Source organism: Phenylobacterium aquaticum (assembly GCF_022695515.1).
GTDB lineage: Bacteria > Pseudomonadota > Alphaproteobacteria > Caulobacterales > Caulobacteraceae > Phenylobacterium > Phenylobacterium aquaticum.
This window is the reverse complement of record NZ_JALDPT010000008.1, coordinates 1-25,828: the sequence shown is the minus strand read 5'-3', so window position 1 is coordinate 25,828 and position 25,828 is coordinate 1. Positions and strand designations below refer to the sequence as shown.

25 protein-coding genes and 3 pseudogenes are annotated in these 25,828 nt (G+C 68.8%); 15 read left to right on the top strand and 13 right to left on the bottom strand.

The window, feature by feature from the left end:
* The first annotated feature begins 99 nt into the window (after window positions 1-99).
* From MQH10_RS07785 to MQH10_RS07775, 3 genes are read left to right on the top strand one after another with little or no spacing between them, the layout of a single operon-like run.
* Window positions 100-786 (top strand): ABC transporter ATP-binding protein, encoded by a 687-nt coding sequence (locus tag MQH10_RS07785; protein ID WP_242563503.1) that lies wholly within the window; start codon window positions 100-102, stop codon window positions 784-786.
* Window positions 776-3,331, top strand: coding sequence for an FtsX-like permease family protein (locus MQH10_RS07780; RefSeq protein ID WP_242563502.1), 2,556 nt, complete (start codon window positions 776-778; stop codon window positions 3,329-3,331). Before MQH10_RS07785 ends, MQH10_RS07780 begins: the two co-directional genes overlap by 11 nt.
* Window positions 3,331-4,410 (top strand): lipocalin-like domain-containing protein, encoded by a 1,080-nt coding sequence (locus tag MQH10_RS07775; protein WP_242563501.1) that lies wholly within the window; start codon window positions 3,331-3,333, stop codon window positions 4,408-4,410. Before MQH10_RS07780 ends, MQH10_RS07775 begins: the two co-directional genes overlap by 1 nt.
* Here MQH10_RS07775 and MQH10_RS07770 read toward each other — a convergent pair.
* The 3 genes and pseudogenes from MQH10_RS07770 to MQH10_RS07760 form a co-directional block, all read right to left on the bottom strand.
* Window positions 4,391-5,167: an ABC transporter ATP-binding protein gene (locus MQH10_RS07770; protein WP_242563500.1), complete on the bottom strand. Its 777-nt coding sequence runs from the start codon at window positions 5,165-5,167 to the stop codon at window positions 4,391-4,393. The two genes, MQH10_RS07775 and MQH10_RS07770, sit on opposite strands and share 20 nt — an antisense overlap.
* A 109-nt stretch (window positions 5,168-5,276) precedes the next feature.
* Window positions 5,277-5,729: pseudogene (locus MQH10_RS07765) on the bottom strand (ABC transporter permease); the annotation flags it as partial.
* A gap of 448 nt (window positions 5,730-6,177) precedes the next feature.
* Window positions 6,178-7,278: pseudogene (locus MQH10_RS07760) on the bottom strand (putative urea ABC transporter substrate-binding protein).
* A gap of 256 nt (window positions 7,279-7,534) precedes the next feature.
* Here MQH10_RS07760 and MQH10_RS07755 point away from each other — a divergent pair.
* Window positions 7,535-8,536, top strand: coding sequence for an isopenicillin N synthase family dioxygenase (locus MQH10_RS07755; RefSeq protein ID WP_242563499.1), 1,002 nt, complete (start codon window positions 7,535-7,537; stop codon window positions 8,534-8,536).
* Here MQH10_RS07755 and MQH10_RS07750 read toward each other — a convergent pair.
* Together MQH10_RS07750 and phhA are read right to left on the bottom strand one after the other, a co-directional pair.
* The gene (locus tag MQH10_RS07750; RefSeq protein ID WP_242563498.1) at window positions 8,533-9,225 is read right to left on the bottom strand and encodes a hypothetical protein; all 693 of its coding nucleotides are present in this window, start codon (window positions 9,223-9,225) and stop codon (window positions 8,533-8,535) included. The genes MQH10_RS07755 and MQH10_RS07750 overlap by 4 nt on opposite strands.
* Entirely contained in the window at window positions 9,222-10,091 is an 870-nt protein-coding gene (gene phhA, locus MQH10_RS07745; protein ID WP_242563497.1) for a phenylalanine 4-monooxygenase, read from the bottom strand. Before phhA ends, MQH10_RS07750 begins: the two co-directional genes overlap by 4 nt.
* Before the next feature lie 93 nt (window positions 10,092-10,184).
* Between phhA and MQH10_RS07740 the strand changes: the two genes are divergently transcribed.
* Entirely contained in the window at window positions 10,185-10,658 is a 474-nt protein-coding gene (locus tag MQH10_RS07740; protein ID WP_242563496.1) for an Lrp/AsnC family transcriptional regulator, read from the top strand.
* A gap of 232 nt (window positions 10,659-10,890) precedes the next feature.
* Complete coding sequence (locus MQH10_RS07735) at window positions 10,891-11,880, top strand: hypothetical protein (RefSeq protein ID WP_242563495.1); 990 nt, start codon at window positions 10,891-10,893, stop codon at window positions 11,878-11,880.
* A gap of 27 nt (window positions 11,881-11,907) precedes the next feature.
* On the opposite strand, the gene MQH10_RS07730 is transcribed toward MQH10_RS07735, so the two are convergent.
* From MQH10_RS07730 to MQH10_RS07700, 7 genes are all read right to left on the bottom strand, one after another.
* Window positions 11,908-12,234, bottom strand: coding sequence for a helix-turn-helix domain-containing protein (locus tag MQH10_RS07730; RefSeq protein WP_242563494.1), 327 nt, complete (start codon window positions 12,232-12,234; stop codon window positions 11,908-11,910).
* On the bottom strand, window positions 12,209-12,601 hold the full coding sequence (locus MQH10_RS07725; protein WP_242563493.1) for a type II toxin-antitoxin system RelE/ParE family toxin: 393 nt from the start codon (window positions 12,599-12,601) through the stop codon (window positions 12,209-12,211). Before MQH10_RS07725 ends, MQH10_RS07730 begins: the two co-directional genes overlap by 26 nt.
* A 507-nt stretch (window positions 12,602-13,108) precedes the next feature.
* Window positions 13,109-13,945, bottom strand: a complete 837-nt coding sequence (locus tag MQH10_RS07720) for a spinster family MFS transporter (RefSeq protein ID WP_242563492.1) — start codon at window positions 13,943-13,945, stop codon at window positions 13,109-13,111.
* Window positions 13,942-15,111: an NAD(P)/FAD-dependent oxidoreductase gene (locus tag MQH10_RS07715; protein ID WP_242563491.1), complete on the bottom strand. Its 1,170-nt coding sequence runs from the start codon at window positions 15,109-15,111 to the stop codon at window positions 13,942-13,944. The genes MQH10_RS07720 and MQH10_RS07715 overlap by 4 nt, the downstream gene beginning before the upstream one ends.
* Before the next feature lie 25 nt (window positions 15,112-15,136).
* Window positions 15,137-15,967 (bottom strand): alpha/beta fold hydrolase, encoded by an 831-nt coding sequence (locus MQH10_RS07710; protein ID WP_242563490.1) that lies wholly within the window; start codon window positions 15,965-15,967, stop codon window positions 15,137-15,139.
* 23 nt (window positions 15,968-15,990) lie between these two features.
* Window positions 15,991-16,824, bottom strand: a complete 834-nt coding sequence (locus MQH10_RS07705; protein ID WP_242563489.1) for a DODA-type extradiol aromatic ring-opening family dioxygenase — start codon at window positions 16,822-16,824, stop codon at window positions 15,991-15,993.
* Between the two features lie 12 nt (window positions 16,825-16,836).
* On the bottom strand, window positions 16,837-17,100 hold the full coding sequence (locus MQH10_RS07700; protein ID WP_242563488.1) for a hypothetical protein: 264 nt from the start codon (window positions 17,098-17,100) through the stop codon (window positions 16,837-16,839).
* 181 nt (window positions 17,101-17,281) lie between these two features.
* On the opposite strand from MQH10_RS07700, the gene MQH10_RS07695 reads away from it, so the two are divergent.
* Window positions 17,282-18,889 (top strand): AMP-binding protein, encoded by a 1,608-nt coding sequence (locus tag MQH10_RS07695; protein ID WP_242563487.1) that lies wholly within the window; start codon window positions 17,282-17,284, stop codon window positions 18,887-18,889.
* Window positions 18,890-18,902: 13 nt separating this feature from the next.
* Here the strand turns inward: MQH10_RS07695 and MQH10_RS07690 are convergent, their stop codons facing one another.
* Entirely contained in the window at window positions 18,903-19,520 is a 618-nt protein-coding gene (locus MQH10_RS07690) for a TetR/AcrR family transcriptional regulator (protein ID WP_242563486.1), read from the bottom strand.
* A gap of 227 nt (window positions 19,521-19,747) precedes the next feature.
* Between MQH10_RS07690 and MQH10_RS07685 the strand changes: the two genes are divergently transcribed.
* The 8 genes and pseudogenes from MQH10_RS07685 to MQH10_RS07650 form a co-directional block, all read left to right on the top strand.
* Window positions 19,748-21,100, top strand: a complete 1,353-nt coding sequence (locus tag MQH10_RS07685; protein ID WP_242563485.1) for a spinster family MFS transporter — start codon at window positions 19,748-19,750, stop codon at window positions 21,098-21,100.
* Between the two features lie 31 nt (window positions 21,101-21,131).
* Window positions 21,132-22,337 carry a CaiB/BaiF CoA transferase family protein gene (locus MQH10_RS07680; RefSeq protein WP_242563484.1) on the top strand — a complete coding sequence of 402 codons (1,206 nt, stop codon included), beginning with the start codon at window positions 21,132-21,134 and terminating at the stop codon, window positions 22,335-22,337.
* 110 nt (window positions 22,338-22,447) lie between these two features.
* Window positions 22,448-22,783 (top strand): non-heme iron oxygenase ferredoxin subunit, encoded by a 336-nt coding sequence (locus tag MQH10_RS07675; protein ID WP_242563483.1) that lies wholly within the window; start codon window positions 22,448-22,450, stop codon window positions 22,781-22,783.
* Entirely contained in the window at window positions 22,780-23,796 is a 1,017-nt protein-coding gene (locus MQH10_RS07670) for an aromatic ring-hydroxylating oxygenase subunit alpha (protein ID WP_242563482.1), read from the top strand. Before MQH10_RS07675 ends, MQH10_RS07670 begins: the two co-directional genes overlap by 4 nt.
* Complete coding sequence (locus MQH10_RS07665; protein WP_242563481.1) at window positions 23,787-24,107, top strand: SRPBCC family protein; 321 nt, start codon at window positions 23,787-23,789, stop codon at window positions 24,105-24,107. Before MQH10_RS07670 ends, MQH10_RS07665 begins: the two co-directional genes overlap by 10 nt.
* A gap of 2 nt (window positions 24,108-24,109) precedes the next feature.
* On the top strand, window positions 24,110-24,688 hold the full coding sequence (locus MQH10_RS07660) for a 3-phenylpropionate/cinnamic acid dioxygenase subunit beta (protein ID WP_242563480.1): 579 nt from the start codon (window positions 24,110-24,112) through the stop codon (window positions 24,686-24,688).
* A gap of 10 nt (window positions 24,689-24,698) precedes the next feature.
* The gene (locus MQH10_RS07655; protein ID WP_242563479.1) at window positions 24,699-25,505 is read left to right on the top strand and encodes an SDR family NAD(P)-dependent oxidoreductase; all 807 of its coding nucleotides are present in this window, start codon (window positions 24,699-24,701) and stop codon (window positions 25,503-25,505) included.
* Between the two features lie 116 nt (window positions 25,506-25,621).
* Window positions 25,622-25,828: pseudogene (locus tag MQH10_RS07650) on the top strand (hypothetical protein); the annotation flags it as partial.

Genomic DNA, 25,828 nt, shown 5'->3' with positions numbered 1-25,828 from the left:
GGGCGACAGCTCCCCCAAGAGGGGAGCAACCAGGTTCGCGCTGACCCTTGATCGCTGCCCCCTGGACAGCCCGCCCCGAACCGGCCCTAAGTTTTCGCCATGCCCGCCGCCGCACCCGCCCTCGCGCTCCGTTCGCTCAGCAAGACGGTTCCGGGGGGCAGGCGGCTGTTCGACGGCCTCGATCTGGCGGTCGCGCCGGGCGAGGTGGTGGCGATCATGGGGGAGTCCGGGGTCGGCAAGTCGACCCTGCTGAACCTGATCGCCGGGCTGGACCAGCCGGACGGGGGGGCGGTCGAGATCGAGGGGGCGGCGCTCAGCGCGCTGGACGATGACGCCCGCACGGTCATGCGGCGCGACCGGATCGGCTTTGTCTTCCAGGCCTTCCACATCCTGCCGCATCTGACGCTGGCCCAGAATATCGCCCTGCCTCTGGTGCTGGCGCATGCGGACGGGCGCGAGGCGCTCAGCCGCGCCGAGGCCCTGATGGTCGAGGTCGGGCTCGGCGGCCGGGGCGGGGACTACGCCGCGCAGCTGTCGGGCGGGGAGCTGCAGCGGATCGCCATCGCGCGGGCCCTGGTGCATCGCCCGGCCCTGATCCTGGCCGACGAGCCGACCGGCAACCTGGATCCCGAGACCGGCGAGAAGATCCTGGACCTTTTTCTGACCCGCGTGCGCAGTTTCGGCGCCGCGGCGGTGATCGTCACCCATTCGGAGCGGGCGGCGGCGGTGGCCGACCGCACCCTGATCCTGAGCGCCCAGGGCCTCGCGGCGCGCCATGGCGGCTGACGCCCGGATCAGCGGCCAGGCCCTGCGCTGGATGATGCTGGGCGAGTGGCGGGCGCGGCCCGGCCGGGTGGTGCTGGCGGCGCTGGCGATCGCGGTCGGCGTGGCGTTGGGCTTCGCCGTGCATCTGGTCAATCTGTCGGCCCTGGACGAGTTCGGCCGCGCCATCCGCGCCGTGAACGGCGAAGCGGACCTGCAGGTCCACGCCACGGGGCCCGCCGGCTTCGACGAGGGACTCTATCCGAAGCTCGCCCGCGCGCCGGGCGTGGCGGCGGCCAGTCCGGCCGTGGAGCTGACCGCGCGGATCGAGGGCGACGGGCCCGGCGTGCTGACCCTGCTGGGTCTCGACATCCTGCGCGCCGCCCAGGCGACGCCGAGTCTGTTGCCCGGCGATCTCGGTGGCGGGGTGGTGGAGGGGCAGGGGCCGTTCGATCCCGAGGCGCTTCGTCTGTCCCCGGCCGCGCTGAAGGCCTCTGGGCGCAAGGTCGGCGACACCGTCACCCTGCTGGCCGGCGGGCGAAGCGCCCGCTTCAAGGTCGTGGGCGGCCTGCCGGGCGTCGGCGACAGCCAGAGGGTGGGGGTGATCGACATCGCCGCCGCGCAAGAGCGGTTCGGTCAGCTGGGCCGGCTGCAGCGGATCGACCTGCGCCTGGCCCAGGGGGCGAGCCATGATCAGGTGGCCGCCGAGGTGGGGCGACTGATCCCCGTTGACGCCGAGATCGTCACGGCGCGGTCCGAGGCCCGGCGCAGCGACAGCCTCTCCCGCGCCTATCGGGTCAATCTGGAGATGCTGGCCATGGTGGCCCTGCTGACCGGCGGCTTCCTGGTCTATTCGGCCCAGTCCCTGTCGGTGACCCGGCGGCGCTCGCAGTTCGCCCTGGCTCGGGTGCTGGGCCTCACGCGGCGCGCCCTGCTGGCACAGCTCTTCGTCGAGGGCGGGCTGGTGGGGCTGATCGGGGCCGGCGGCGGAATCCTGCTGGGCCTGGGCCTCGCCGATGTCGCGCTTCGCCTGCTGGGCGGGGACCTTGGCGGCGGCTTCTTCTCGAGCGCCTCGCGGCCGCCCCTGGCCTTCGCGCCGGGCGCGGCGGCGGTGTTCATGGGGCTGGGCCTGATCGTGGCCCTGGCCGGAAGCCTGCTGCCCGCGATCGAGGCCGGCCGCGCCCAGCCGGCGGTGGCGCTGAAGACCGCGGGCGACGCCACCGATCCGCGTCATCGGCCGAGCCCCTGGTGGGGGGCAGGTCTGTTGATCGCCGGGGCCCTGGCCGCCCTGGCCCCACCCGTCTTCGACCTGCCGCTGTTTGGCTACGCCGCCATCGCCCTGATGTTGGCTGGCGGGGTGGCGGCCATGCCCTGGTTGGCGCGGGCCATGCTGGCGCCGCTGCGCCGGATCAAGAACCCGCCGCCCGCCGCGGCCCTGGCCATCAACCGCCTGTGGGGCGCGCCGGGCCAGGCCGCCATAGCGCTCTGCGGCATTGTCGCCTCGACCAGCCTGATGGTGGCCATGGCGGTGATGGTGTCGAGCTTCCGAGGCTCGGTGGAGGACTGGCTGGTCCAGGTCCTGCCCTCGGACGTCTATATCCGCATCCAGAACGCCGAGACCGGCGGGCTGGACCGCGAGGTGCAACAGGCCCTGGCGGCGACGCCGGGGGTGGCCAGGATCGGCTTCCGCAAGACCACGGTTCTGAGGCTGTCGCCCGACAAGCCGGCGGTGACCCTGAGCGCCACGCCCGTCGATCCGGCCCATCCGGGCTTGAGCCTGCCGCTGCTGGGCGCCTCCCGGTCGGTTCCGGCCGGCATGACGCCGGTCTGGCTGTCGGAGCCCATGGCGCGGATCTATGACCTGCATCCGGGGCGGACCATGAGCCTGCCCCTGAACGGCGGCGCGCGGACGGTGTTTATCGCCGGCGTCTGGCGCGACTACGCCCGCCAGTTCGGAGCGATCGCCATTCCGGAAGCCGACTATACCCGGCTGACGGGGGACACCCGGCGCACCGACGCGGCCATAGACCTGATTCCCGGCGCCTCGCCCCAGAAGGTGATCGCGGCCCTGCGCGCCAAGTTGCCGCCCGCCGAGGCCGCCCAGGTGGAGTTCGCCCAGCCCCGCGAGATCCGCGCCGTGGCCCTGCGCATCTTCGACCGCAGCTTCGCGGTGACCTACGCCCTGGAGGCCATCGCCATCATTGTCGGCCTGACCGGGGTGGCGGCGACCTTCTCGGCCCAGACGCTGGCGCGGACCAAGGAGTTCGGCATGTTGCGCCATGTGGGCGTGCTGCGCGGCCAGGTCATGGCCATGCTGGCGATCGAGGGCGCGCTCTTGGGCCTGGTCGGGGTGGCGGCGGGCCTGAGCCTCGGCGTCGCCATGAGCCAGGTGCTGATCCATGTGGTCAATCCGCAGTCCTTCCACTGGACCATGGAGACCAAGGCGCCGCTGGGCCTCTTCGTCGGCCTGGCCGCGGCGCTGATCGCGGCCTCGGCGGGGACGGCGGTGTTGGCGGGGCGCAGCGCCCTGTCGTCCGGCGCCGTGCGCGCCGTGCGGGAGGACTGGTGATGCGGGGGCTGAGAGCGGTTCTGCTGGGCCTGGCCGTGATGCTGGGCGCGGCTGCGGCGCCGAACACGGTGGCGCCCGTCTATCCCGTGGTGAAGGCGGGACCGACCTTGAGCTTCCCGCGCGACCACGGCGCCCATCCCGACTATCGGACCGAGTGGTGGTACGTGACCGGCTGGCTGAAGACCGCCGACGGCCAGGATCTGGGCTTCCAGGTGACCTTCTTCCGCACCCGACCGGCGGTTGACCAGGCCAATCCCAGCGCGTTCGCGCCCAAGCAGATCCTGTTCGCCCACGCCGCCCTGTCCGACCCGAAGCTGGGGCGGCTCAGCCACGATCAGCGGGTGGCGCGCCAGGGGTTTGGACTGGCGGAGGCCTCCACAACCGATACGAACATCGTGCTGGATGACTGGAGCCTGATCCGCGGCAAGGATGGGCGGTATGCGACCCATGTGGCCGGGCAGGACTTCGTGCTCGATCTGACGCTCGCGCCTAGCCAGGCGCCGCTGCTGCAGGGGCAGGGGGGCTATAGCCGCAAGGGTCCGAAGCCGGAGCAGGCCAGCTATTACTATACGGTCCCACACCTGAAGGTGGCCGGGACCGCGGTGCGGGGCGGCAAGCCGATGAAGGTGACCGGCGAGGCCTGGCTGGACCGGGAGTGGTCGTCGACCCTGCTGGATCCCGCCGCCGTGGGCTGGGACTGGACCGGGCTGAACCTCGATGACGGCTCGGCGGTCACGGCGTTCCAGGTGCGCGATGCGGGCGGCAAGGCGCTGTGGGCCGGCGGATCCTTTCGGACGCCGGACGGGACCCTGACCCATCTGGGGCCGGGCGAGGTCGCGTTCGCCACCGACCGACGCTGGAAGTCGCCGCGGACGGGGGCGGATTATCCGGTGGCCCGCACCCTAAGCCTGAAGCTTGGCGGGGCGGTGCAGGCGTTCAAGCTGACGCCGCTGTTCGACGACCAGGAACTGGACAGCCGGCGCGGCGGCGGACCGGTCTATTGGGAGGGCGCCGTGCGCACGGGCGGCGGACGCGGCTACCTCGAACTGACCGGCTATCTTACTCCGCTGAAGATGTAGCCATGGCCGCCAGCTCGGGCGGGATCGCGCGCTGCTTCTTCTCATCCAGCGGGAAGTCGTAGACCGCCGTCGAGCCATAGCGATGCGGGGCCTGGGGATCGTGGCGACGCTTGTCGAAGGCCACCACCCGGGTGCCGAGCTTGAAGGCCTCCTTGATGTCGTGGGTGACCATCAGGATGGTCAGGCCGTGTTCGGTCCAGAGCTCGGTGATCAGCTCGTGCATGTCGAGCCGGACGCCGGGGTCCAGGGCGCCGAAGGGCTCGTCGAGCAGCAGGATGCGGGGCCGGGTGATCAGGGCCTGGGCGATGGCGAGGCGCTGCTGCATGCCGCCGGAGAGCGCCGCCGGGAAGGTCTTTAGATTGTGGCCAAGGCCGACCCGCTCCAACAGGGCGACGGCCTTGGCGCGAGCCTCCTTGCGGGCCTTACCGGACAGGCGACCGCGCAGGGGGGAGCCCGCGCAATCCAGCCCGAACAGCACATTGTCGAGCGCGTTCATGTGCGGGAACACCGAGTAGCGCTGGAACACCACGCCGCGGTCGGGGCCGGGCTCGGCCGACAGGGTTTCGCCGTCCAAAAGGATGCGGCCGCGGGTGGGGGATTCCTGGCCCAGAGCCAGGCGCAGGAAGGTCGACTTGCCGGCGCCGGAGGGGCCGATAATCGAGACGAAGGCGCCGTCGGGCACGTCGAGGCTGACCTTTTCGAGCACGATCTTGTCGCCGTACTCGACCCAGACGTCTTGGAAGGACAGAGCGCCCATCAGCGGCTCCTCGCCGCTGGGCCCAGCCGTAGAACACCCGGCTCCAGCTAAGCAGGGCGAGGTCCATGATCACGGCCAAGAGCGAGATCCAGACGACGTAGGGCAAGATGATGTCCATGGACAGATAGCGGCGGACCAGGAAGATCCGGTAGCCCAGGCCGACATCGGCGGCGATGGCCTCGGCCGAGATCAGATAGACCCAGGCCGGGCAGAGGGAGAGCCGCAGGGAGTCGATCAGCCGGGGCAGGGCCTGGGGCAGGGCGACCCGCAGCAGGGTCAGCCAGGTTGAGGCGCCGAGCGTCTGGGCCTTGACGATTTGCTCCTCTGGGATGGCGCGGACGTGACTGGCCAGGTCGCGGACCATGACCGGGGTGACGCCCACGAAGATCAGCACGATCTTGGAGGTCTCGCCCAGGCCGAAAATGATGAAGAGGATGGGCAGGACGGCGATCGGGGGAATGACCGATATGGCCGCCACCAGTGGCCCGAGGCTGGCGTTCACCAGGGGCAGGAGGCCGATGACCAGGCCCAGCACCAGGGTGGTGACGGCGGCGAGCACCATGGCGATCCCCAGCCTGCGCAAACTGGCCTTGGTGTCGGCGACCAGGGGGATCTCGCCGGTGCGGGGATCGGCCGTGAAGGCCATGGTCTGGACCGCCTCGGCCATGGCGGCCGGGATCGGGGTGATCTTGTCGCGCGGGTTCTCGGCGTGGCGGGCGGTGGCGACGCCCAGATAGAGCAGCACCAGGGCCAGGATCGGCAGGAGGCCAAGGAGGAGGCGAGCGCCGCCATTGGGCCGGGCGTTCAGCAGACGACGCATTTGGTCTCCAAACAGATCCTTCTCCCCTTGTGGGAGAAGGTGTCGGCGAAGCCGACGGATGAGGGGTTTCGCTCCGTCATCCGCTCGTCCTGTCAGGCCCGGATCGACAAGGGCCCTGCGACCCCTCATCCGTCCCCTTCGGGGCCACCTTCTCCCGCAAGGGGAGAAGGGGACCGGTGAGTTGCAGCGCCTACAGCTTGCCGTCGGCGGCGGCCTGGACCCAGGTCGGGTCGAAGCGCAGCTTCACGTTCTTCGGGTCGCCCAGGATCTTGCCACCCGGGAACTCGATGCCGATGTCGTCCACCGACTTCGCGCCCTGGCCGAACAGGCCGATCTGGAAGCTGAACTTGCGGACCTTGTCATTGGCCGCGACCAGGTCGGGGCTGAGGGTGGCGGCCAGGGCCGCTTTGGGGTCGTGATAGAGATAGGTGGTCTTCAGCTGGGCCTCGTAGCCGGCGAGATCGGTGCCGGAGAGCTTGGCCATCGCCTCGCGGGCGGCCTTACCGGCGGCGTCCTGCTGGTACATCAGCTGGGTGGTCTCATACCAGATGCCGGTGAGCGCCTTGACCAGGTTGGGGTTGGCCTTGGCGACGTCGGTGGAGATCACCAGGGTGTCGAGGATCTCACCGGGGATCTTGGAGCTGTCAAACACCTCGTGGGCGCCGGCAGCTTCTTGATCTCGGACAGCTGGGGGTTCCAGGGGACGACGGCCTTGGTCTCCGGGGCGGAGAAGGCGGCGACGATGTCGGCGTCGGAGGTGTTGACCACCTTGACGTCGGTCATCTTCAGGCCGGCGCTCTCCAGGCCGCGGGCCAACAGATAGTGGGAGACGGAGTTCTCGACCAGGTTCACCGACCGGCCCTTGATGTCGGCCATGGTCGCGCCGTTCTTCAGCACGATGCCGTCATTGCCGTTGGAGTAGTCGCCGATCATGACGACGGTGGTGTCCTTGCGCGCGCGCGGGGATGGTGAGGGCGTCCATGTTAGTGGAGACGACGCCGTCGATCTTGCCGGCCGTGTACTGGTTCAGGCTCTCGACATAGTCATTGACCTGCACGAGCTTGATCTTGACGCCGTACTTGTCGGCCCACTTCTTCACGATGCCGGATTGCTCGGCGTAGGGCCAGGGCATCCAACCGGCGTAGATGGTCCAGCCGATGGTGTATTCCTTGGCGGCCGGCGCGGCCGCCGTCTCGGTCTTGGTCGCGGCCTTCTGACCGCAGGCGGCCAGGGCCAGGCTGCAGACCGCCGCCGTGGCGACGACGCGGATTCCGGTAAGCCACTTGGTCATGTCGATCCCCTTGTCCCGGGCCGGAACGCTGCGCCGACCTTCGAGCGATATTACTGACTGCGCGGATCGTAATATTCCAACCGGGCCGTGGCCGAGCTTGGTCAGTCGGGCGCGGGCGCCGGAATTCTACGCAGCCCGGCGCGGTCCTGACCGTCCAGGCGTCAATTCGCCGGCGCCTGCCGCACCGGCGAGGGATGGCGCGTGATGTTACGTAGATCGAAATTGGTAATACCGGCGCGCAGCTCGGAGCACGGGGATGAGCCGGAATTTCCAGACCCTGCCGGTGGTCGACCTCAGCGATCTGGAGGCTGAAGATCCGGCGGCGCGGCAGGCGGTGGCCGACGCCCTGGGCCGCGCGGCGCGCGAGGTGGGCTTTCTCTATGTGACCGGCCATGGGCTCGATCCCCACCTGACCGACGCGCTGAAGGCCGCGGCGATGCGGTTCTTCGCCCAGCCGATCGAGCGGAAGATGGACTTCTATATCGGCCGCTCGACCAACCATTCCGGCTATGTGCCCGAGGGCGAGGAGGTGTTTGTCGAGGGCAAGATCGATCGCAAGGAGGCCTATGACACCGGCCTCGACTGTCCGGGCGGCGACGGGCGGGCGCCGATGCTGGGCGCGAACCTCTGGCCGGACGATGCGGACTTCAAGGCGGCGGTGGGCGCCTATTACGTGGCGGTGGCCGGGCTGGCGCGCCGGCTGTTCGGGGGTTTCGCCCTGGCGCTCGGCCTGCCGCAGGATCACTTCGAGGCGCACCTGACGGCGCCGCCCAGCCAACTGCGGATGATCCACTATCCGTTCGACCCGGACGCCGCCGCCGACCAGCAGGGGATCGGGGCGCACACCGACTATGAGTTCTTCACCCTGCTGCAGGGCACGGCGCCCGGGCTGGAGGTGCTGAACGGCGAGGGCCAGTGGATCGACGCCCCGCCGATCCCCGGCGCCTTCGTGGTCAATATCGGCGACATGCTGGAGGCCTGGACCAACGGGGTGTTCACCGCCACCTCGCACCGGGTGCGCAAGGTGGCCGAGGAGCGCTACAGCTTTCCGTTCTTCGCGACCTGCGACTACTGGACGGTGGTCGAGCCGCATCCGGCCTTCGTCAGCGCCGATCGACCGGCGCGCTATCCGAGGCTGGTGTCCGGCGAGCATCTGTTCGCCCAGACCGTGAAGACCTTCGCCTATCTGAAGGCGCGCCGGGCGGCGCAAGGAGACGCGGGCCCCGCCTTCGGACGGGCGGAAGCGCCCGCGCGCTAGCCGATCAGCCGCCAGGGCAGGGCGTCAAGCCTCCAGGCCTGGCGTTCGAGCCAGGGGAAGGTGGAGAGCGCGATCTCGCCCGCCCCGGCCGCGAACCGGCCATAGCTGATGCGCATGGAGAGCGCCGCCTCGGCGGCGGCCCGGTCACCGGCGGCCAGGGCCCGGCTGACGATGGCGGCGAGGGTGGCGCCGGCCGGCAAGGGCGCGGGGCGGTCCAGGATCTCCAGGAAGTGCGACCCGCCAAGGATCAGGAACCCGGCGCGGTCGCCGTCCAGCCGATAGGCCGCGAGGGGCGCGGCGCTGTCGGCCTCGCGCCGCCAGATCTCCTGATAGTCGGAATGGAGGCCGTCCTCGATCATGACGTCGCCGTCCAGCGTGTAAGTTGCCTCGTCGGGCGTCGCGGCCGGGGGCTGGTAGTCCAGGTCCCGCCGCCACAGGCAGACCCCGTCGGCGGCGGTCAGTTCGCCGGCGAAGCCTTGCGTCTCGGCCAGGGCGATCAGCTCGGGCTCGGTAAAGTCGCCGAACCCCCGGGCCTCGGGACGGCGCGGCCGATCGGCCTTGATCCGGATGTCGGCGTACCAGCTGCGCGACTGCAGCCAGAACACGCGGGTGGTGTCGTCGCGATCGCCGGCCGGGGTGGTGATGACCTCTCGCCGCCACAGGCCGGCGAGGTGAGCCGCCCCGGTCAAGGGCGGGCCCCGGCATAGGACTGATCGCCGCGCTGGATCACCCGGTCGGTGGGCAGCACGGCCTCGGGCGCGAGGTCGGAGAGGGTGGCCAGCTCGCCATAGAGCGGGGCGAAGTCAGTCTCAAGCGTCTGGGCCAGGAGGTCCTCGAAGCTGTCGATGACGAAATAGGTCTGCTGGAAATCGTCGATCCGGTAGCGGGTGCGCATGACCCGGCGCAGGTCGAAGCCGATGCGGTTGGGGGAGGGGGAATCGAGGGCGAACCGGGATTCCCCGAAGCTGGAGACGATGCCGGCGCCGAACAGCTTGAGATCGGCGCCCTCGCGGATCAGGCCGAACTCGACCGTGTACCAGTAGAGGCGGGCCAGATGGTCCAGGCTGTCGAACTTGAGCGAGCGCAGGCCGCCCTCGCCATAGGCCTGGAGATAGTCGGCGAACACCGGGTCGGCGAGCAGGGGCACGTGGCCGAAGACGTCATGGAAGACATCGGGCTCTTCCAGATAGTCCAGCTGGTCGGGGCGGCGGATGAAGCGGCCGGCGACGAAGGTGCGGTTGGCGAGATGGCGGAAGAAGCCCTCGTCCGGCACCAGGCCGGGCACGGCGACGACGCGCCAGCCGGTCAGGTCCTTGAGCCGGGCGCTGAGCTCCTCGAAGTCCGGAATGCCCGGCCGGCTGAGCCGCAGGACATCGACCCCGCGCAGGAAGGCGGTGGAGGCGCGGGGCTGCAGCATCTCCACCTGGCGGGCGAACAGCCGGTCCCAGGTGGCATGCTCGACCTCGGTGTAGCGCGCCCAATCCTGGGGAATGGTCCAGTCGGCGGCGGCGCCGGGGGGCGGACGGTGGAGCGCGTTGGGCGTGTCGTCTGGCATGGCGTAGGATTACGCGGATTGCGGTGAATTGTCCTTTCACACTCGCGCGTCTGGCGGCATATTCTGGGGCATTCATTCGATTTGGGGCAATTTGTGAAAGATTCTAATCAGGGGGCTCAATCGCTGGATCGCCGCCTGCTGCGCCTGTTGCAGGCGGACGCCAGCCTGTCCCATGCGGCCCTGGCCGAGCAGGTCGGCGCCTCGCCCGCCTCGGTCTGGCGCCGGATCCGCGCGCTCGAGCAGTCCGGCGTGCTGGGCCCGACGGTGCGGCTCGTGGACGCCGCCCGGGTGGGGCGCGGGGTCAGCGTGATGCTGCAGGTCCGGCTGCGCAGCCACGCGGCCGAGGAGCGGCGCGGGTTCGAGGCCTTCGTCCATGGCCGGCCTGAGATCCTGGAGTGCCACTCGATGTCCGGCGAGTGGGACTATCAGATGCGGATCGTGGCCGCCGACGTGGCCGACTATGAGCGTTTCCTGATGCGCGAGGTGCTGAGCCATCCGAACGTGGCGACCTCGGCGTCGCATTTCGCGCTCAGCCAGGTGAAATACACGACCGCCCTTCCGGTGTGAGGTAGGGCGGCGACTTGTGTGCGCCTGCGGCGCGCGTCGCGGAGCGACGGTCAAGCCGCCCTTGATAGCCCGTCGCCAGCCCGGCTGAGGTTGGCCATGCGCAAAAAGTTAAGTGGGCTTGATCAGCGGGGGCAACTTTTACGCTTCCCTTTGAGGCGCCTATCGAAAGAGGTGGAGATTGCACCAAGCTGAAAAGCCATCGAATTTGTCTTCGTCGGCGTAAGGGGCGCGCATGAGCTGGTTGAGGGGTGTTCTTGATCGTGGCGGGGACGGAGCGCGCTTCGGCCGTTTCCTTGATCGAGAGAACCCGATCCAGGCGTGGCTCGAAGACGTCGGTATTCCCTGGAAGTCTCCGCGGGCCGAACTCGCGGCAAGCTACGGGATCACGAGTCAACCGGATCGCTTCAACGAGGCGGTGGAGATAGGCATCGTTCCACCTCCCCTGGAGGGGTTAATTCGGCCTGTCTACATTCAGCTTTCTGAGCATTTCACGCCGAATCTGCCAGCGACGGAGTTCTTCGGCGACGCCTATTTCGGGCAGGATGAACGGGCGAATGTGCAGCGGACGGCGGCGCAGTTCGCGAGATTTCTCGGCGAGACGCCTATAACCAACCATCTGAATACCGTCCGAGCCGTCTGGACCTTTGGCCGAGCAAAGGTCGAACTCTTGGCGTGGCCTGCCGATATGCAGCGCGGCGGCCATCGCGTGACTGGTCGAGATCCGAGGCTTGTTGCGGGTTGCTACATCTCAATCAAGAGCGGGTTTCTGCCGCCGCTGACACCAGAAGAATTGAATGGGTTGGCCGCGTTCGTTCCCATAAGCACGATCCCAATCGCTCCGGGGATTGATGGCGCCGGTGCGTGGGGGCCTAGTGATTACGAGCTGGAGTTTTTGCGGGACGCTCAAGGCGTCGAAAGCATATATGGAGCCATCGGCGTTTCGGCGGACGGTAAGTCACTGATTTTTCAGAATGCCCAATTGTTCGTGGTCGCGTTGGAGACCGTCGTGAGGGTTCGCGTCGAGCGGATTCAACCTGCGAAAGGGCCAGGTGGATCGTACATGCGGGTCGAGTGCAAGACGAACTACCCCGGCGGCCCACCCACCAAGATGTTGACTGTCTGTTCTTCTAGAGGGCCAGATGATTTGAACACGCTTGGTGCAACGGTTTCGGCTGCGATCGGCAGGCCACTCGATCTCAGCAAATACTATTCAGATTGCTAGATGTTCGATTGGCAACGCTGATGCGCCTCAAGCTATCCCCTGCAAGCCCTTCGCTCTCACTAGGTTCAGCAGCTTCAACGATGGCCCATCCGGCCGCTTCTCGCCGCGTTCCCACTTGCTGACGGCGTCCTTACGGACGTTCAGGTAGCTCGCAAACACCGGTTGGGAGACCTGCTCGCGCTCCCGCAAGGCCTTGATCTCCTCCGGCGCCATCGGCGTCACCGGCGTCAGGCACAGGGCGTCGAACTCGCGCATGGTCGCCTTGTCGATGACGCCGGCACGGTGCAGGCCGGCGGCGGTCTTGTGGACCGTGCCGAGGATGCCGCTCTCAGTCTTGCTTGGCGTCTTCGCCATCGTTCGTGACCTCCGCAATCTCACCAGCGGCGCTGGCTTTCTCCAAGGTCTCGGCGTCGAAGCCGAGGAAGGTGGCGGCCAACTTTCTCAGCGCCCTGAGTTCGTTGGCCGTGACGTTCGCCTTTTCACTCTTGGCGAAGCCGTGGACGAAGAAGCTGTGTCCGCCGACCTTAAACAGTATGATGGTCCGGAAGCCGCCGGATTTGCCGCCGCCCTCGCGCGCGATCCGCTGCTTGTAGACGCCGCCACCGAGGTCCGCGTCCCATTGGCCGGCGGCTACGGCTTCAGCCGCGTGAATGATCTCCCGGTCGCCCAGGCCCACCTTTCGAGCAAACCGAGCAAACGCCTTGGTTTTGTAGACGCTCATCGCCCAGCGACGTCCTGGATTATATAGCTCTAAGAGCTATGGATCTCAAGCCTGCCATGTGGCGGCCGGCCTGCTGATTTTGTCCATCAGCCCAAGATGACGTAGAAGGCGGCGCGTTCAAACCCTTGGCCACTCAGACCTTGCCCGAACTTCCCGCTTCCCGCCTCTCCGTGGCCCCGATGATGGACTGGACGGAGACTCTAGAAAAATCATGGAGTTAACGGGAGGGCGGTGCAAATAGCGTGCACCGGTGTTCGCGTTTTCGTTCGCATCCGTTCGCTTTCCTCCGCTCACGTTCCCTCGCTGTGGGCACCGTTCGGTCGCCACCGGCGGCCGAGCCCTCACCAACGTTTCCGGAGATGCGCGATCAGCGCATCCCGTACGCCCCTGAATTGCAATGAGAGCAGTCAGGGCGAGGTCCGCCGGTAGCGCGTGGCGGGCCGTGTCAGCGCTGCTGCGTGAGGGCCTCAATGCCTGCGTTGCGAGCGAGGAGGGGCCGGCCTCGTTTCAAGCCTGTCGCGGTCCTATGCTCGGGAAGCTGCGGCTGAGGAACAGCGACGGGAAGGACGCGATGCCATAGCCGCAGAAGGCGGCGGTGACAGAGGCGACCGTCATGGTCCAGTATGAGCGCTTGGAAGCCAGTTCCCGCAGGCCTAGCGAGAACTTCGGCCGTTCCTGCCGGATCGCGCCCGGCGGATCGGTATGGCCGCGCGGCGGCTCCTTCACAGTCAGCTTGAAGACGAGGGCCACCAGGATGCCGGGCACGGCGAGGACGAAGAAGGCCGTTCGCCAGCCGAAGGCGTCGGTGACCGGGCCGCCGATCAGGTTGGCGAGCAGGGTGCCGAGGGTCACGCCCATGGCGTAGTAGCCGAGCGCGGTGGAGCGGCTCTTGGGCGGATGGTAGTCGGCGATCAGCGAGTTGGCGGGCGGCGTGCAGCCGGCCTCGCCGATGCCCACGCCGACGCGGCAGGCGAGCAGGACCCAGAAGGCGCCGATGGTCAGGGAGCCGATGGTGATCTCTGCGGCCAGGCCGCAGAGGGCGGTCATCGCTGACCAGAGCGCCACGCAGACGGTCATGATCCAGACCCGGTGGCGGGTCTCGGCGAACTGGGCGAGCGGGATGCCGACCACCGTATAGAGCAGGGCGAAGCCGAAGCCGGTGAGCAGGCCGAAGGCGGTGTCGGAGATGCCCAGCTCGGGCTTCATCTGCGGCGCGACGACCGACAGCAGGCCGCGGTCGACGAAATTCAGGATGTAGATGATCAGCAGCGCCGTCAGCACATAGCTCCGGTAGCCCTTGGTCCCGAAGCCGGTGACGTGGCCATCGGCCGGGGCGGCGCTCATGGCCGAAGATCGCCGATCCGCGAGGCGAGGGAAGGGAGCCCGCGCTGAGCCATGCGCACATCACGGGCGCGGTCGACCCCGATCACCGTCTCGACCTGCCCATCCCGGCCGTACCGCCAGAGCGGCTTCTCACCTGGGCTTTCGTCGATCAGTTCGAGGTCGGGCCGCGGCAGCCCGGCGATCTGGATGAGATGATCAAACTGGTCGGACCAGAACCATGCGGGCTCGTCGTAGCCCATCGGGCGACCGAGGATTGCGCCCGCGGCCAGCCGCCCCTGGGTTTCAGCATGGCGCCAGGATTCAAGGCGCACGCCCGGCTGCCCGGCCGACGAACACAGCCGCGCCACGTCCCCGATCGCGAAAATGTCCGGGTCCTCGGTCGCGCCGCTGCAGTCGGTGAGCACCCCGTCCGCCGTGGGCAAGCCGGCCGCGGCGGCCAGTTCGTCCCGCGCGGCCAGGCCGATAGCGACGACCGCAAGGTCGTAGGCCTCCGCCCCGAGGCTGACTGCCGTCTCCGTCACCGTCGGGGCGGCGCACTCGCCCAGCCGCACATCGACACCCTGGGCCCGGTGCAGCTGGCGCAGGTATTCGGAGACTTCCGGGGGCACGGACCGGACGCAGAGCCGCGGCGCGGCCTCTACCAGGGTGACGTCACAGCCGCGCTCGCGCGCTGTAGCCGCGATCTCGAGGCCCAGCCAGCCGCCGCCGATCACCAGCACCCGGCGGGCGTCTGCAAGGCGGGCGTGCAGGGAGAGGGAATCATCGAGGGTGCGCACTTCGAAGACGCGCCGGCCGTCGACGGGCAAGTCCGGAAGCCGGCGGGCGAGGCCGCCGGTCGCGAGGACAAGGGTCTCGTAGGGAACCGCCTCGCCCGTGTCGGTCATCACCTGCCGCGCCGTGCGGTGGATCTCCACCACGCGGGTCGATGTGGTCAGGTCCACGGCCTGCGTGCGCCGGATGTCCTCGCCCATCAGCCAGATGCTGTCGGGAAGGCGGCCGTCCATCAGCACCTGCTTCGAGAGCGGCGGGCGCTCGTACGGCGGCTGTGGCTCTTCCCCCAGGATCCGGATGCGACCGGTGAATCCCATTTCGCGCAATGCCCGGGCCAGCGCGGCGGCTGCCTGGCCAGCCCCGACGACGACCACGGGGCCGGTGCGATTGTTCATGTTGATCTTCCGTGGCCGGGTCGGATCAGGCCGGCAGCCGGGCGATGAAGTTGAGGGTCTGCTCCACGAACTGGTCCTTGCGCTCGATCTGGACCCAGTGCCCGCACTTGCCGAAAACGTGCAGCTCGGCGTCCGGAACATGCTCGGCGATCCGCAGGCTGCACTCCAGCGGGATCATCTTGTCCTCCCGCCCGTGGAGCGCGAGCACCGGCGTTCTGACCTGTTCCAGGGTGGACGGCGGCAGGCCGCGGACGGTCCGCTGCTCGCCTGCGGGCCCCGGCTCGGGGAAGAGCGCGCGATAGGCGTCGAGGCCGCCCGCCATCATGGTGACCTCGTGGCGGGAGGTGATCATCTCGTCGTCGACGATCGATCTGTCGTATGGGAATTCACGCAGGAGGGCGCCCATGTTCTCGACCGTCGGCTCGTAGTACCAGGCGCTCGACCCGGACGTGCGTGTGAAGTCCCCGGCCGGCGTGCCCATCAGCACCATGCCCGAGAGCTTGTCCGATTGCCGCGCGGCGTAGGCGAGCGACAGGCTGCCGCCGAAGGAGTTGCCGACCAGAACGGGCTTCTCCAGGCCGAGCGCCTCGATGAACCCGGTGAGGTGCTGCACCCAGAGCTTGATATTGTACTGCGCCTCGGCGGGACGCTCGGTGAAGCCGAAGCCGACGATGTCCGGCGCCAGGATGCGGTGGTGCTTGGCGAGGTCCGGCATCACCCTGCGCCAGTTCTCCCATCCGGAGACGCCCATGCCGGAGCCATGCAGCAGGATCACGGGGCGGCCGGAGCCCATCTCGTGGTAGTTGGTCTTCAGTCCGGCGGCGACGACGGTCTTGCCGATGGCGGGATGGCTCAAGGTCTCGTTTCCTTCCAGTAGGATCACGCCGCGGCGTGGATTTCAGCGAAGCCCAGCCCCGCCACCCAGTCCGGCTCGTCGTGGTAGGCGATCAGCTTGCCCGTGCTGGCCGGCATCGCGCCCATGGCGCAGACCAGGTTGCGGATCTCGAGGCCGCCGTTGCCGGCCTGGTCCACGATTTCTGCGTCGGTCAGCGCGAACAGCGGCTCCGGATCCCCGTTGACGACGCAGTCCAGGACCATGCGGTCGAACTGCTCGTTGTGGTCACCCATGCGGGACATGCCGACCCAGTGGCTGATGCCGCCGGATCCGATCACCACGACGCGTTCGTCGTCGTCGTACGCCGCGACGGCGGCTTGGATGGCGCCGCCAAGTTCGTAGGCGCGGCGCATCGGGATCAGCGGTTCCACACCGCTGGCCAGGTAGACCGGAACGACACCCTCCACGGTGGAATTCGGCAGGGCGCAGATCCGCGCCGGCAGCCCCACCGAGTGGTCGACCCGCAGCGACTTGGAAGCCGCCCAGTCGAAGCCGTTGGCGCGGCCGTGCCGCAGGATATGGCCGGCCAGTTCCCGGTTGTTGGGGATCTCGCCCTGGGGGACCCCCGGAAACTTCTCATAGGGGCCGGTGACGTCTCCAACCCCGATCAGGAAGTTCGGCAGGCACTGCGGACCGAACAGGACGTAGTGGTCGGCGCCGACCACGACGACGGTCGTGGCCGCCAGTTCGCCGATGCGATCGCGCACCTTGTCATAGGCCGCGTGCACCTCCTCCAGGCGCGGCTCGGCGGCATCCCGCGGGGTGAAGAACAGGCCAGGTTCATGCGGCAGGACGAAGCCGCCGACGATCTTTCCCATCTCGTTGGCTCCTTATTGGCCGCCGGTGCGCAGCTGTTCCAGGTAGTCTTGTCGCGATCTGCTCGGATGGTTCATCATCCAGAAGCCCATGGTCAGCAGCGGGCTGACCTTGCGCGCCTGCAGGGCGGCGACGTCGAAGTTGCAGATCGCTGCAGCCTCGTCGGCGGCCAGCGCGTAGCGGGTGAGGAAAGCGGCCGGGTCGGCGGCAAAGCCCGTCCGGGCCTCGCGCTTCACGCCCAGATCGTGCAGAGCGACCTCAATGGCGTCGGTGCTCATTCCATTCCCCTTGGAGCCTCACGGCGCGCGGTCCTTGCCGCGTCCGCTGATGGCTGCGTCTTGAACATGCAGTTGTGTATGGATATGACCGCCCGGCGGCCTTGTCAAACCGCGCGGCTGGCCCCGATCGTATGTGCCCGGGGCGGCGCCCCCCAACGTGCTGCTTCAAGGGTCTGGTCCGATGACGTTTCCATCCTGGTTCGAAGATCGCCCGGCCACGGCCGATTCCTGCGTCGTGCCGGCCATCCTTGCGCGGCGTGCGGCCGAGATGCCCGATGCGCTCTGCGCCACGTTCGCGGATGGCTCGCGCTGGACCTACGGAGAGGCCTGGGCGGCTGCGCAGGCCGCCGCCGCGGGTCTTGCGCAAGTGGGCGTGACGGCCGGGGACCGGGTGCTGCTGTTCCTGCCCAACGGTGCGGCCTTCCTGCGGGCCTGGTTCGGCGCGAGCGCGCTGGGCGCGGTGATCGCGCCGCTGAACACCGCCCTGCGCGGCGAGATGCTGCGGCACGCCGTGGTCACCGCCGACGCCCCGGTCATGGTCTGCCATTCCGAGTTGTCCGACCGGCTCGGCGAGTTCCACGCGGGGCGGCTGGAGACGGTGATCCTGGCCGGGCCGGGCGTGGTCCCCGACCTGCCGTTCCGGATCCATGACGAGGCTCTGCTCACGGGCGCGCCGGTCGAGGTGTCCGCCTCGCCCCAGCCCTGGGACATCGCCGCGGTGCTGTTCACCTCCGGCACCACGGGACGCGCCAAGGGGGTGCTCTGCCCCTACGCCCAGGTGGGGGCGGCCGGGGCCGCCTCGCACGGGTACCTGGAGGCGACCGATCGGATCTACATCTACACGCCCCTGTTCCACACCCTGGCCCTGGGCGCCGCCGTCGCGACCCTCGCGGCCGGGGCCTCGATGCACCTCGCGCCCGCCTTCAGCGCGCAGACGCTGTGGGGCGATGTGGAGGCTGCGGGCTGCAACCGCCTGGTGGGGCTCCTGAGCTCGATCACCGGCTATCTGGCGGCGACCGTGGATCCCTCTTCCCGGGCCCCCTTCGACTTCTGCATGATGTCGCCGATCACCCCGGAGACGGCGGCCTTCGCCGAGCGCCAGGGGTTCTCCTATTTCGCCGCCTTTAGCATGACGGAGGTCTCGGTGCCCCTCCTCACGGCGGCGGACAGCCGGGTGTTCGGCAGCTGCGGCCGGGCCCGCGACGGAATCGAGGCGAGGATCGTCGACGCCCACGATAACGAGGCGACGGTCGGCGCGGTCGGCGAGCTGATCCTCCGCGCCAGCCAGCCGTGGACCATGAACGCCGGCTACCTCAACGATCCTGCCGCCACCCTGGCGGCCTGGCGCAACGGCTGGTTCCACACGGGCGACGCCTTCCGGCAGGATGCCGAGGGGAATTTCTACTTCGTCGACCGGATCAAGGACGCCATTCGCCGTCGCGGCGAGAATGTCTCCTCGCAGGAAGTCGAGCAGGAGGTTGCGGCCTTCCCCGGCGTGCTGGAGGTGGCGGTGATCGGCGTCCCGTCCCCGCACGGCGACCAGGACGTCATGGCGGTGATCGCTTCGCCCCACGGCGAGACGGTGTCGCCCGAAGCGCTGACGGCGTTCCTCGCGGATCGCTGCGCCCACTTCATGGTGCCGCGCTTCTTCCGGTTCCTGCCGGAGCTGCCGAAGACCAGCACCAACAAGGTCACCAAGGACCAGCTGCGGCGCGAGGGCGTCACTCCCGACACCTGGGATCGGGAGGCGCACGGGTTGCGGCTGCGGCCCAGGCTGCTCGACGCCTGAACCACTGGCGGCCTCAGCCGGGATCCTTCAGGGCGGCGATCTGGACCTCGAGGATGTGGGCGCGGCAGTCCCGCACCTGCTCTTCGGTGATCACCTCGTGCAGCAGGGATTCGCCGATCGTGTAGGCATAGCCGAGCAGCCCCAGGAAACGCGCCTGGCTTTCCTCGGTGCCGCCCTCGATCATCAGGCTGATGGTGAACTCCATCCGCTCGCGGTCGACCTCGGAGACGACGCGCTTGGCGAGCTTGTCGCGCCGCGCCCAGGCGCGGATGGCCAGCTCGAGGGCGGCGGCCACCTCGGCCCGGCGGCTGCTGGGCAGCTCGCGGAGCTGGGCGAGCTGCTCGCTCACCCCCAGCCTGCGATCCTGCTTGATCCGCTCCATGATGCGGCGGGTCTGGTTCTCCCGCCACTTGGCGAGGATGGCCTCGAGCAGCTCCTTGCGGCTCTTGAAGTGCCAGTAAAAGCTTCCCCGGCTCACGCCGATCTCGGCGGCCAGCGGCTCGACCCGAACCGCGTCGACGCTCATGTTCACGAGCCGCTGGGTCGCGGCGTCGATCCAGTCGTCGCGGGTCAGCTGGCGCTTTGCGGGCCCCGTCGCCCTGGCAGCACCCTGCGCTTTGGTTGTCCCCAACTCCGAATCCCCCGTTCTCCCGGTCCGCGACCGGCGCCTGATCGCCAACCCCCAGTTCATACGGCCAGTGCGCGCCCAGCGCGACTCCGTGATCGCGAGGCGCCGGTCTGGTGCGCCCGATGGGCTGGAGGTTCGTTCGACTGGGTGATTGCCTCCGACGATGCGACCCGATATCACAGACACTAGTGTACGTTCCGGAGCCGCCGGAGCGAGCGTGGGGGAGCTTCATGGCGGACGACGCAGTGCGGGCCGGGACATCGCTCCCGGAGACGGCCTCCGCGGCTGAGGCCGTCTCCGGCCACCGCGGCGCGATGTGGCTGCTGCTGCTGATCTACACGTTCAACTTCCTCGACCGGCAGGTGATCAACATCCTCGCCGAGCCGATCAAGCTCGAGCTTGGGTTGGCCGACTGGCAGCTGGGCGTCATGACGGGGCTCGCCTTCGCCCTCCTGTACAGCGTCCTGGGCATTCCCATCGCAAGGCTCGCGGAGCATGGCGACCGTCCCCGGATCATCGCCGCCTCGGTGTTCGTCTGGAGCAGCTTCACGGTGGCGTGCAGCTTCGTGACGAGCTTCCCGCAGATGATCCTGGCCCGCTTCGGGGTGGGCATCGGGGAGGCGGGTTGCAGCCCGCCGGCGCACTCGCTGATCTCCGACTACATGCCCCGCGAGAAGCGGGCCTCGGGGCTGGCGTTCTACGCCATGGGCACGCCCCTCGGGACGCTGCTCGGCATGGCCCTGGGTGGGGTGATCGCCGACGCGTACGGATGGCGCGCGGCGTTCCTGGTGGCGGGCGCGCCGGGCCTATTGCTGGCGCTCCTGGCCGCCACGACCCTGCACGAGCCGCGGCGCAAGCTGCGGGCCGCCATCGCCCAGAAGGCCGCGCAACGGCCGAAGTTCGCCGACGCCTGCCGGGAGTTGGCGACCAAGCGCACCTTCTGGCTGATCGCCTTCGCGGCCGCCTTCCAGGCCTTCGTCACCTATGGGCAGACCGCGTTCACGGCGTCCTTCTTCCTGCGCAACCACACCGCCGAGCTGGCCTCGCTGGGCGGCATGTTCGGCCTGAAGTCCGCGGGCTTCCTCGGGATCGCCATCGGGCTCACGAGCGGCGTGGCCGGCATCCTGGGCGCGGTGCTCGGCGGCCGGCTGTCCGACCGGCTGATCGCCAAGGACCTGCGGGCTCACGTCTACCTGCCCGCGGCGTTCGCGGCGCTCGCCCTGCCGTTCGTGGTCGGCGCGATGCTGGCACCGTCGGCGGCCGTGGGGATTCTGCTGCTGGCGGGCGCCGCCTTCCTGAACACGGCGTGGTTCGGACCGGTCTACGCCTCGATCCAGGGCCTGGTGCGGCCGGAAACCCGGGCGACGGCCGCGGCCGTGCTGCTGTTCACCCTGAACCTGATCGGTCTCGGCTTCGGGCCCCTGGCGGTGGGGGCGATCAGCGATCTCCTCGCCACCACCGGCGGCCTGGGCGCCGCCGAGGGGCTGCGCTGGGCGAAGATCATCGGGGAGGGGGTGATCGTGGTCTCGATCGTCCTGTTCCTGCTGGCCGCCAAGACCATCGACGAGGAAACCGTCAGCTAGACGCCGGACCGGAACCCGCAAGGAGCACGCCGTGGGCCCTCTCGAGGGATTGAAAGTCATCGACCTCGCCCGATTCGTCGCCGGGCCGTATTGCGCCATGATGCTGGGCGACATGGGGGCGGAAGTGATCAAGGTGGAGAGCGGCGGCGGCGACAGCCTGCGCCAGTATCCGCCGGACCTGGCCGGCACGAGCCTGAACTTCCACGTCATGAACCGCAGCAAGCGGGGCATTGCGCTCGATCTGCGCAACCGTGAGGGGCAGGACGTCCTGAAGGCCCTCGTGGCCGAGGCGGACGTGCTCGTGGAGAACTTCGTCCCCGGCACCATGGAGAAGATGGGCTGCAGCTGGGACGAGCTCAGGGCGATCAATCCCCGCCTGGTGATGGCCCGGATCAGCGGCTTCGGCCAGGACGGTCCGTACGCCCCGCGGCCCTGCTTCGACTCGGCCGCCCAGGCGATGAGCGGCCTCATGGACCTCACCGGCCCGCCGGACGGCCCGCCCGCGCTGATGGGGGTGTTTGTCTGCGACCACGTCGCCGGCCTTCATTCGACAATCGGCGTCCTAGGGGCGCTGCACGCGCGCCACCGCACCGGCCGCGGGCAGGTGGTCGACATCTCGCTGCTCGAAAGCGGCGCCTCCCTGTTGATGACGGCGATCCCCAACCAGATCCTGAACGGCGTGACCACGACCCGCACCGGGGCCCGCGGACGGGCGGTGGCCCCGAGCAACGTCTTCCAGGCCCGCGACGGCGCGTGGGTGCTGGTCCTGTGCGGCGGGGACGACATGTTCGAGCGGTTCCTCAGGGTCGCCGGCCGTCCGGAGCTGATGCATGACCCGCGGTTCGCCAGCAACGCGGCGCGGGTCGCCAACCTCGCCGCCACCGAGGCGATCGTCGAAGCCTGGGCGGCGGAGCGCGACGGCGGCGAGATCGAGGCGATCCTCGGAGAAGCCGGCGTTCCCTGCGCGCGGATCGCCACGGTGGCCGACGTAGTCGAGAACCCGCAGCTCCGGCATCGCGGGTTCATCGTCGAGATCGACCAGGGCGGCGGCGTCACCTTGCCGATGCAGGGAGCAGTCCCCCGGCTCTCCGACACGCCAGTGGGACCCCGTCGGCGAACCCCCGGCACCGGGGAGCACACCGATGAGATTCTAGAAGAGTGGCTCGGCTATGGGCCGGACCGAATCTCCGAGCTGCGGGCCTCGGCGGCGGTCTCGGGGCGTACTCGCGCCGATTGACAGCCTCCGGCCCGATGCCTAAACCATACACATCTGTATGGACTGGCTTAGTCGGAGTGACGGACCGTGAAGGGGCTTTCGGAGTGAGCGGCGGGGTGGCGGTGGAAGGGATGACGCGGCTGATCGCAGCCGACGAGGTGCCGGAGGGCGACGTGCGCCGGGTGCGGCCGGACGGCCTGGAGGCCGTCGCCGTCTGCCGGATCGAGGGCGCGTACTACGCCACCCAGGACCGCTGCAGTCACGCCAAGGCCTCGCTGAGCGAGGGCTGGGTCGAGGGGCACGATCTCTGCTGCCCGGTCCACGACGGCCGGTTCGATGTGCGCGACGGTCGACCGATGTGTTTCCCGGCCACGGATCCGATCCGGGCATTCCCCGTGCAGGTGGTGGACGGGGTGGTCTTCGCCGATCTGCGCGCCGCGCGGACGGACCAGGAGGTTTCAGGATGAGCGAACAGTTGCAGGTCGAGGACTGGGCCCGCCCTTCGGCACAGTCGCTGCGCGAACTGGTCGACCTTGAGGCCGGGCGGATCTCGCCGCGGATCTTCTGGGACGAGGCGATCTACCGGCTGGAGCTCGAGCGGATTTTCGCGCGCTGCTGGATCTTCGTGGCCCACGAGAGCCAGGTCGCGGGTCCGGGTGACTTCCTGACCACCACGATCGGCGAGGACGGCGTCATCGTCGCCCGCGGCAACGATGGCCAGGTGCGGGTGTTCCTCAATGCCTGCCCGCACCGGGGCAACCGGGTGTGCTTCGCCGAAGCCGGCAACGCGCGGCGGTTCACCTGCAACTATCACGGCTGGGCGTTCGGTCGCGACGGCGCCCTCCTGGGGATGCCCGCCGAGGAGATCTACGAGAAGACCTGCCCCGACTTCGACAAGTCCGAGATGGGCCTGATGCAGGCCCGGGTGGGGTCGTACAAGGGACTGATCTTCGCCACCTTCGATCCGGGCGCGCCCAGCCTCGACGACTACCTTGGCGACTACCGCTGGTACCTCGACGTGCTGCTGGACACGGACGAGGGGGGGACGGAGTTCCTGACGGGAAACATCAAGTCCTGGATCGACTGCAACTGGAAGGTCCCGGCCGAGAATTTCGTTGGGGATTCCCTGCACGCCCAGTGGACGCACAACTCCGGAGCTGTCGCCATGCTCGGCGGGGGCGTCGGCAAGGCCAAGCAGGACAGCGTCTACCAAGCCAACGCCAACGGCCATGGCATGCAGTTCGGCTTCGACATGGTCGGCAACGTCATGACCCTCGGCGAGCCGGAGGTGGTCGAATACATCCGCGAGCGGGAAGCGCTGGTCGCCGAGCGGCTCGGCAAGCTGCGGTCGCGGATGGTGGGGGCCATGGGTTCGGCTACCCTGTTCCCGCACTTCTCGTTCCTCGCCGGCCTGAACACGATCCGCACCTGGAACCCGCGCGTCCGCAGCGGACGGAGCTGCACACCTGGGTGCTGGTGAACAAGAGCGCCCCGGAGTCGATCAAGGAGAAGTACCGGCGCGGCGTCATGCGGACCTTCTCGCCGTCGGGCACCCTGGAGATGGACGATGGGGAAAACTGGGAGAACGCCACCCGGACGGCGGCCGGCGTCGTGGCCCGTCGCCAGAAGCTCCACTACAGCCTCGGCCTGAACAGCAACGTCGAGCACGAGGAGCTTCCCGGCAATGTTCACCAACGGAAGTTCAATGATTCCAATCAGCGGGCATTCTATGGACGGTGGCTCGACCTGGTGAGCGCCGAGGATTGGTCGCAAGTTCCGGGGGGGCGCTGATCGTGAGCCAGGCGAGACAGATCGACCCCGCGGACGTCATCCGGTCACCGAAGCCGCCAAGCTTCCCCGCTCTGCCGGATCGCGATCTCGTGTTCGAGATCGAGCAGTTCCTCTACCGCGAGGCGCGGTTGTTGGACCAGGAGCGGTACGAGGAGTGGCTCGGGCTGATGACCGAGGACGTCCACTACTGGATGCCCGGCATGCAGGCCCGCTACCGCAACGACACCACGGCCGGGCCGCTGATCGAGCGGATGGCCTTCTACGACGACGACCTGCTCAACCTGCGCCGCCGGGTAACCCGGTTCATGCACGCCACCGCCTGGGCGGAGGACCCGCCGACGCGGGCCGTGCACATCATCAACAACGTCGAGGTCGAGCTCACCGCGGTCGAGGGCGAGTACCAGGTCTATTCGACCTTCGTGAACTGCCGGGGGCGCAACGAGTCGGAAGAGAACTGGCTCGCGGGGCGTCGGACCGACCTGCTGCGGCGCCAGGCCGACGGCGGGCTGCGGCTGGCGCGGCGGGAGATCCACATCACCCAGACCGTGCTGCTCGCCAAGAACCTGAACGTGTTCCTGTGAGCGCGGCGTCATGAGCGGCTGGCTGGACGACCAGGTGGCGATCGTCACCGGCGCCGCTACGGGCATTGGACGCGCGGTGGTCCAGCGCTTCATGGACGAAGGCGTGCGTGGCCTCGTCGCGGTGGACCGGGATGCGGCCGGGGTGGCGGCGCTCGCCGAGGCGCACGGCGACCGGATCCGGACCGTGGTGGGCGACGTGCGGGAATGGGCTTCCCACGAGAGCGCGGTGGCGACCGCCGTCTCGACGTTCGGGCGCCTCGACGTCGCGGTCGGCAATGCCGGGGTGTTCGATTTCCATCGCCCCCTGGCGCGGTACACGCCCGAAAGCCTCGTCGCCGCCATGGACGAGATCTACGCCATCAACGTGCGTGGCTACCTGCTGCTGGCGCTCGCCACACGCGAAGCCCTGACGCAGAGCCGCGGCAGCCTGATCTACACGGGCTCGGTGGCGAGCCATGAGGCGGGCGGGGGCGGCGTGCTCTACGTCTCGTCCAAGCACGCCGTGCTGGGGCTCATCCGCCGGCTGGCGCTGGAGTTCGCACCCGATGTCCGGGTCAACGGCGTGGGACCGGGCGCGACGCTCACCGAGCTGCGCGGCATGGACGCCCTGGGCCAGGCGCAGCGGTCGCTCGGCGCAGACCGGGAAGCTTCGGCCGCGCGCATCGTCCCGACCAATCCCCTGCGCCTGGCGCAGGAAGCCGATGACCACGCCGGCCTGTATGTCCTGCTCGCCAGTCGGCGCGACTCTCGCGCAGTGACCGGCCAGCTGATGTTGAGCGACGGTGGCGTGGGGGTACGTCCGATCGCCCCGTTCTAGGCCCGCCGATTGACACCCGGCATGCTGTCAACTACCAGACAGAACTGTATGGTGATCCCGGGGTAGACGTTCACTCGTCCCGCGGGAACAGCCCTCGCGGAGGAGAATTTCGGATCATGCAGCAGGCGCAGATCGCCGAAGTCGCCCGCCAGCTGGACGAGGCCGAAAAGACCGGCCAGCCGATCCGGCAGCTGTCGCTGCAGTATCCGGAGATCACCTTCGAGCAGGCGTACGCTGTCCAGGAAGAATGGGTGAAGCTGAAGGTCGTGCGCGCGCGCGGACGCGGAACATCGGAACGATCAGGCTACAACGACCATGGACCC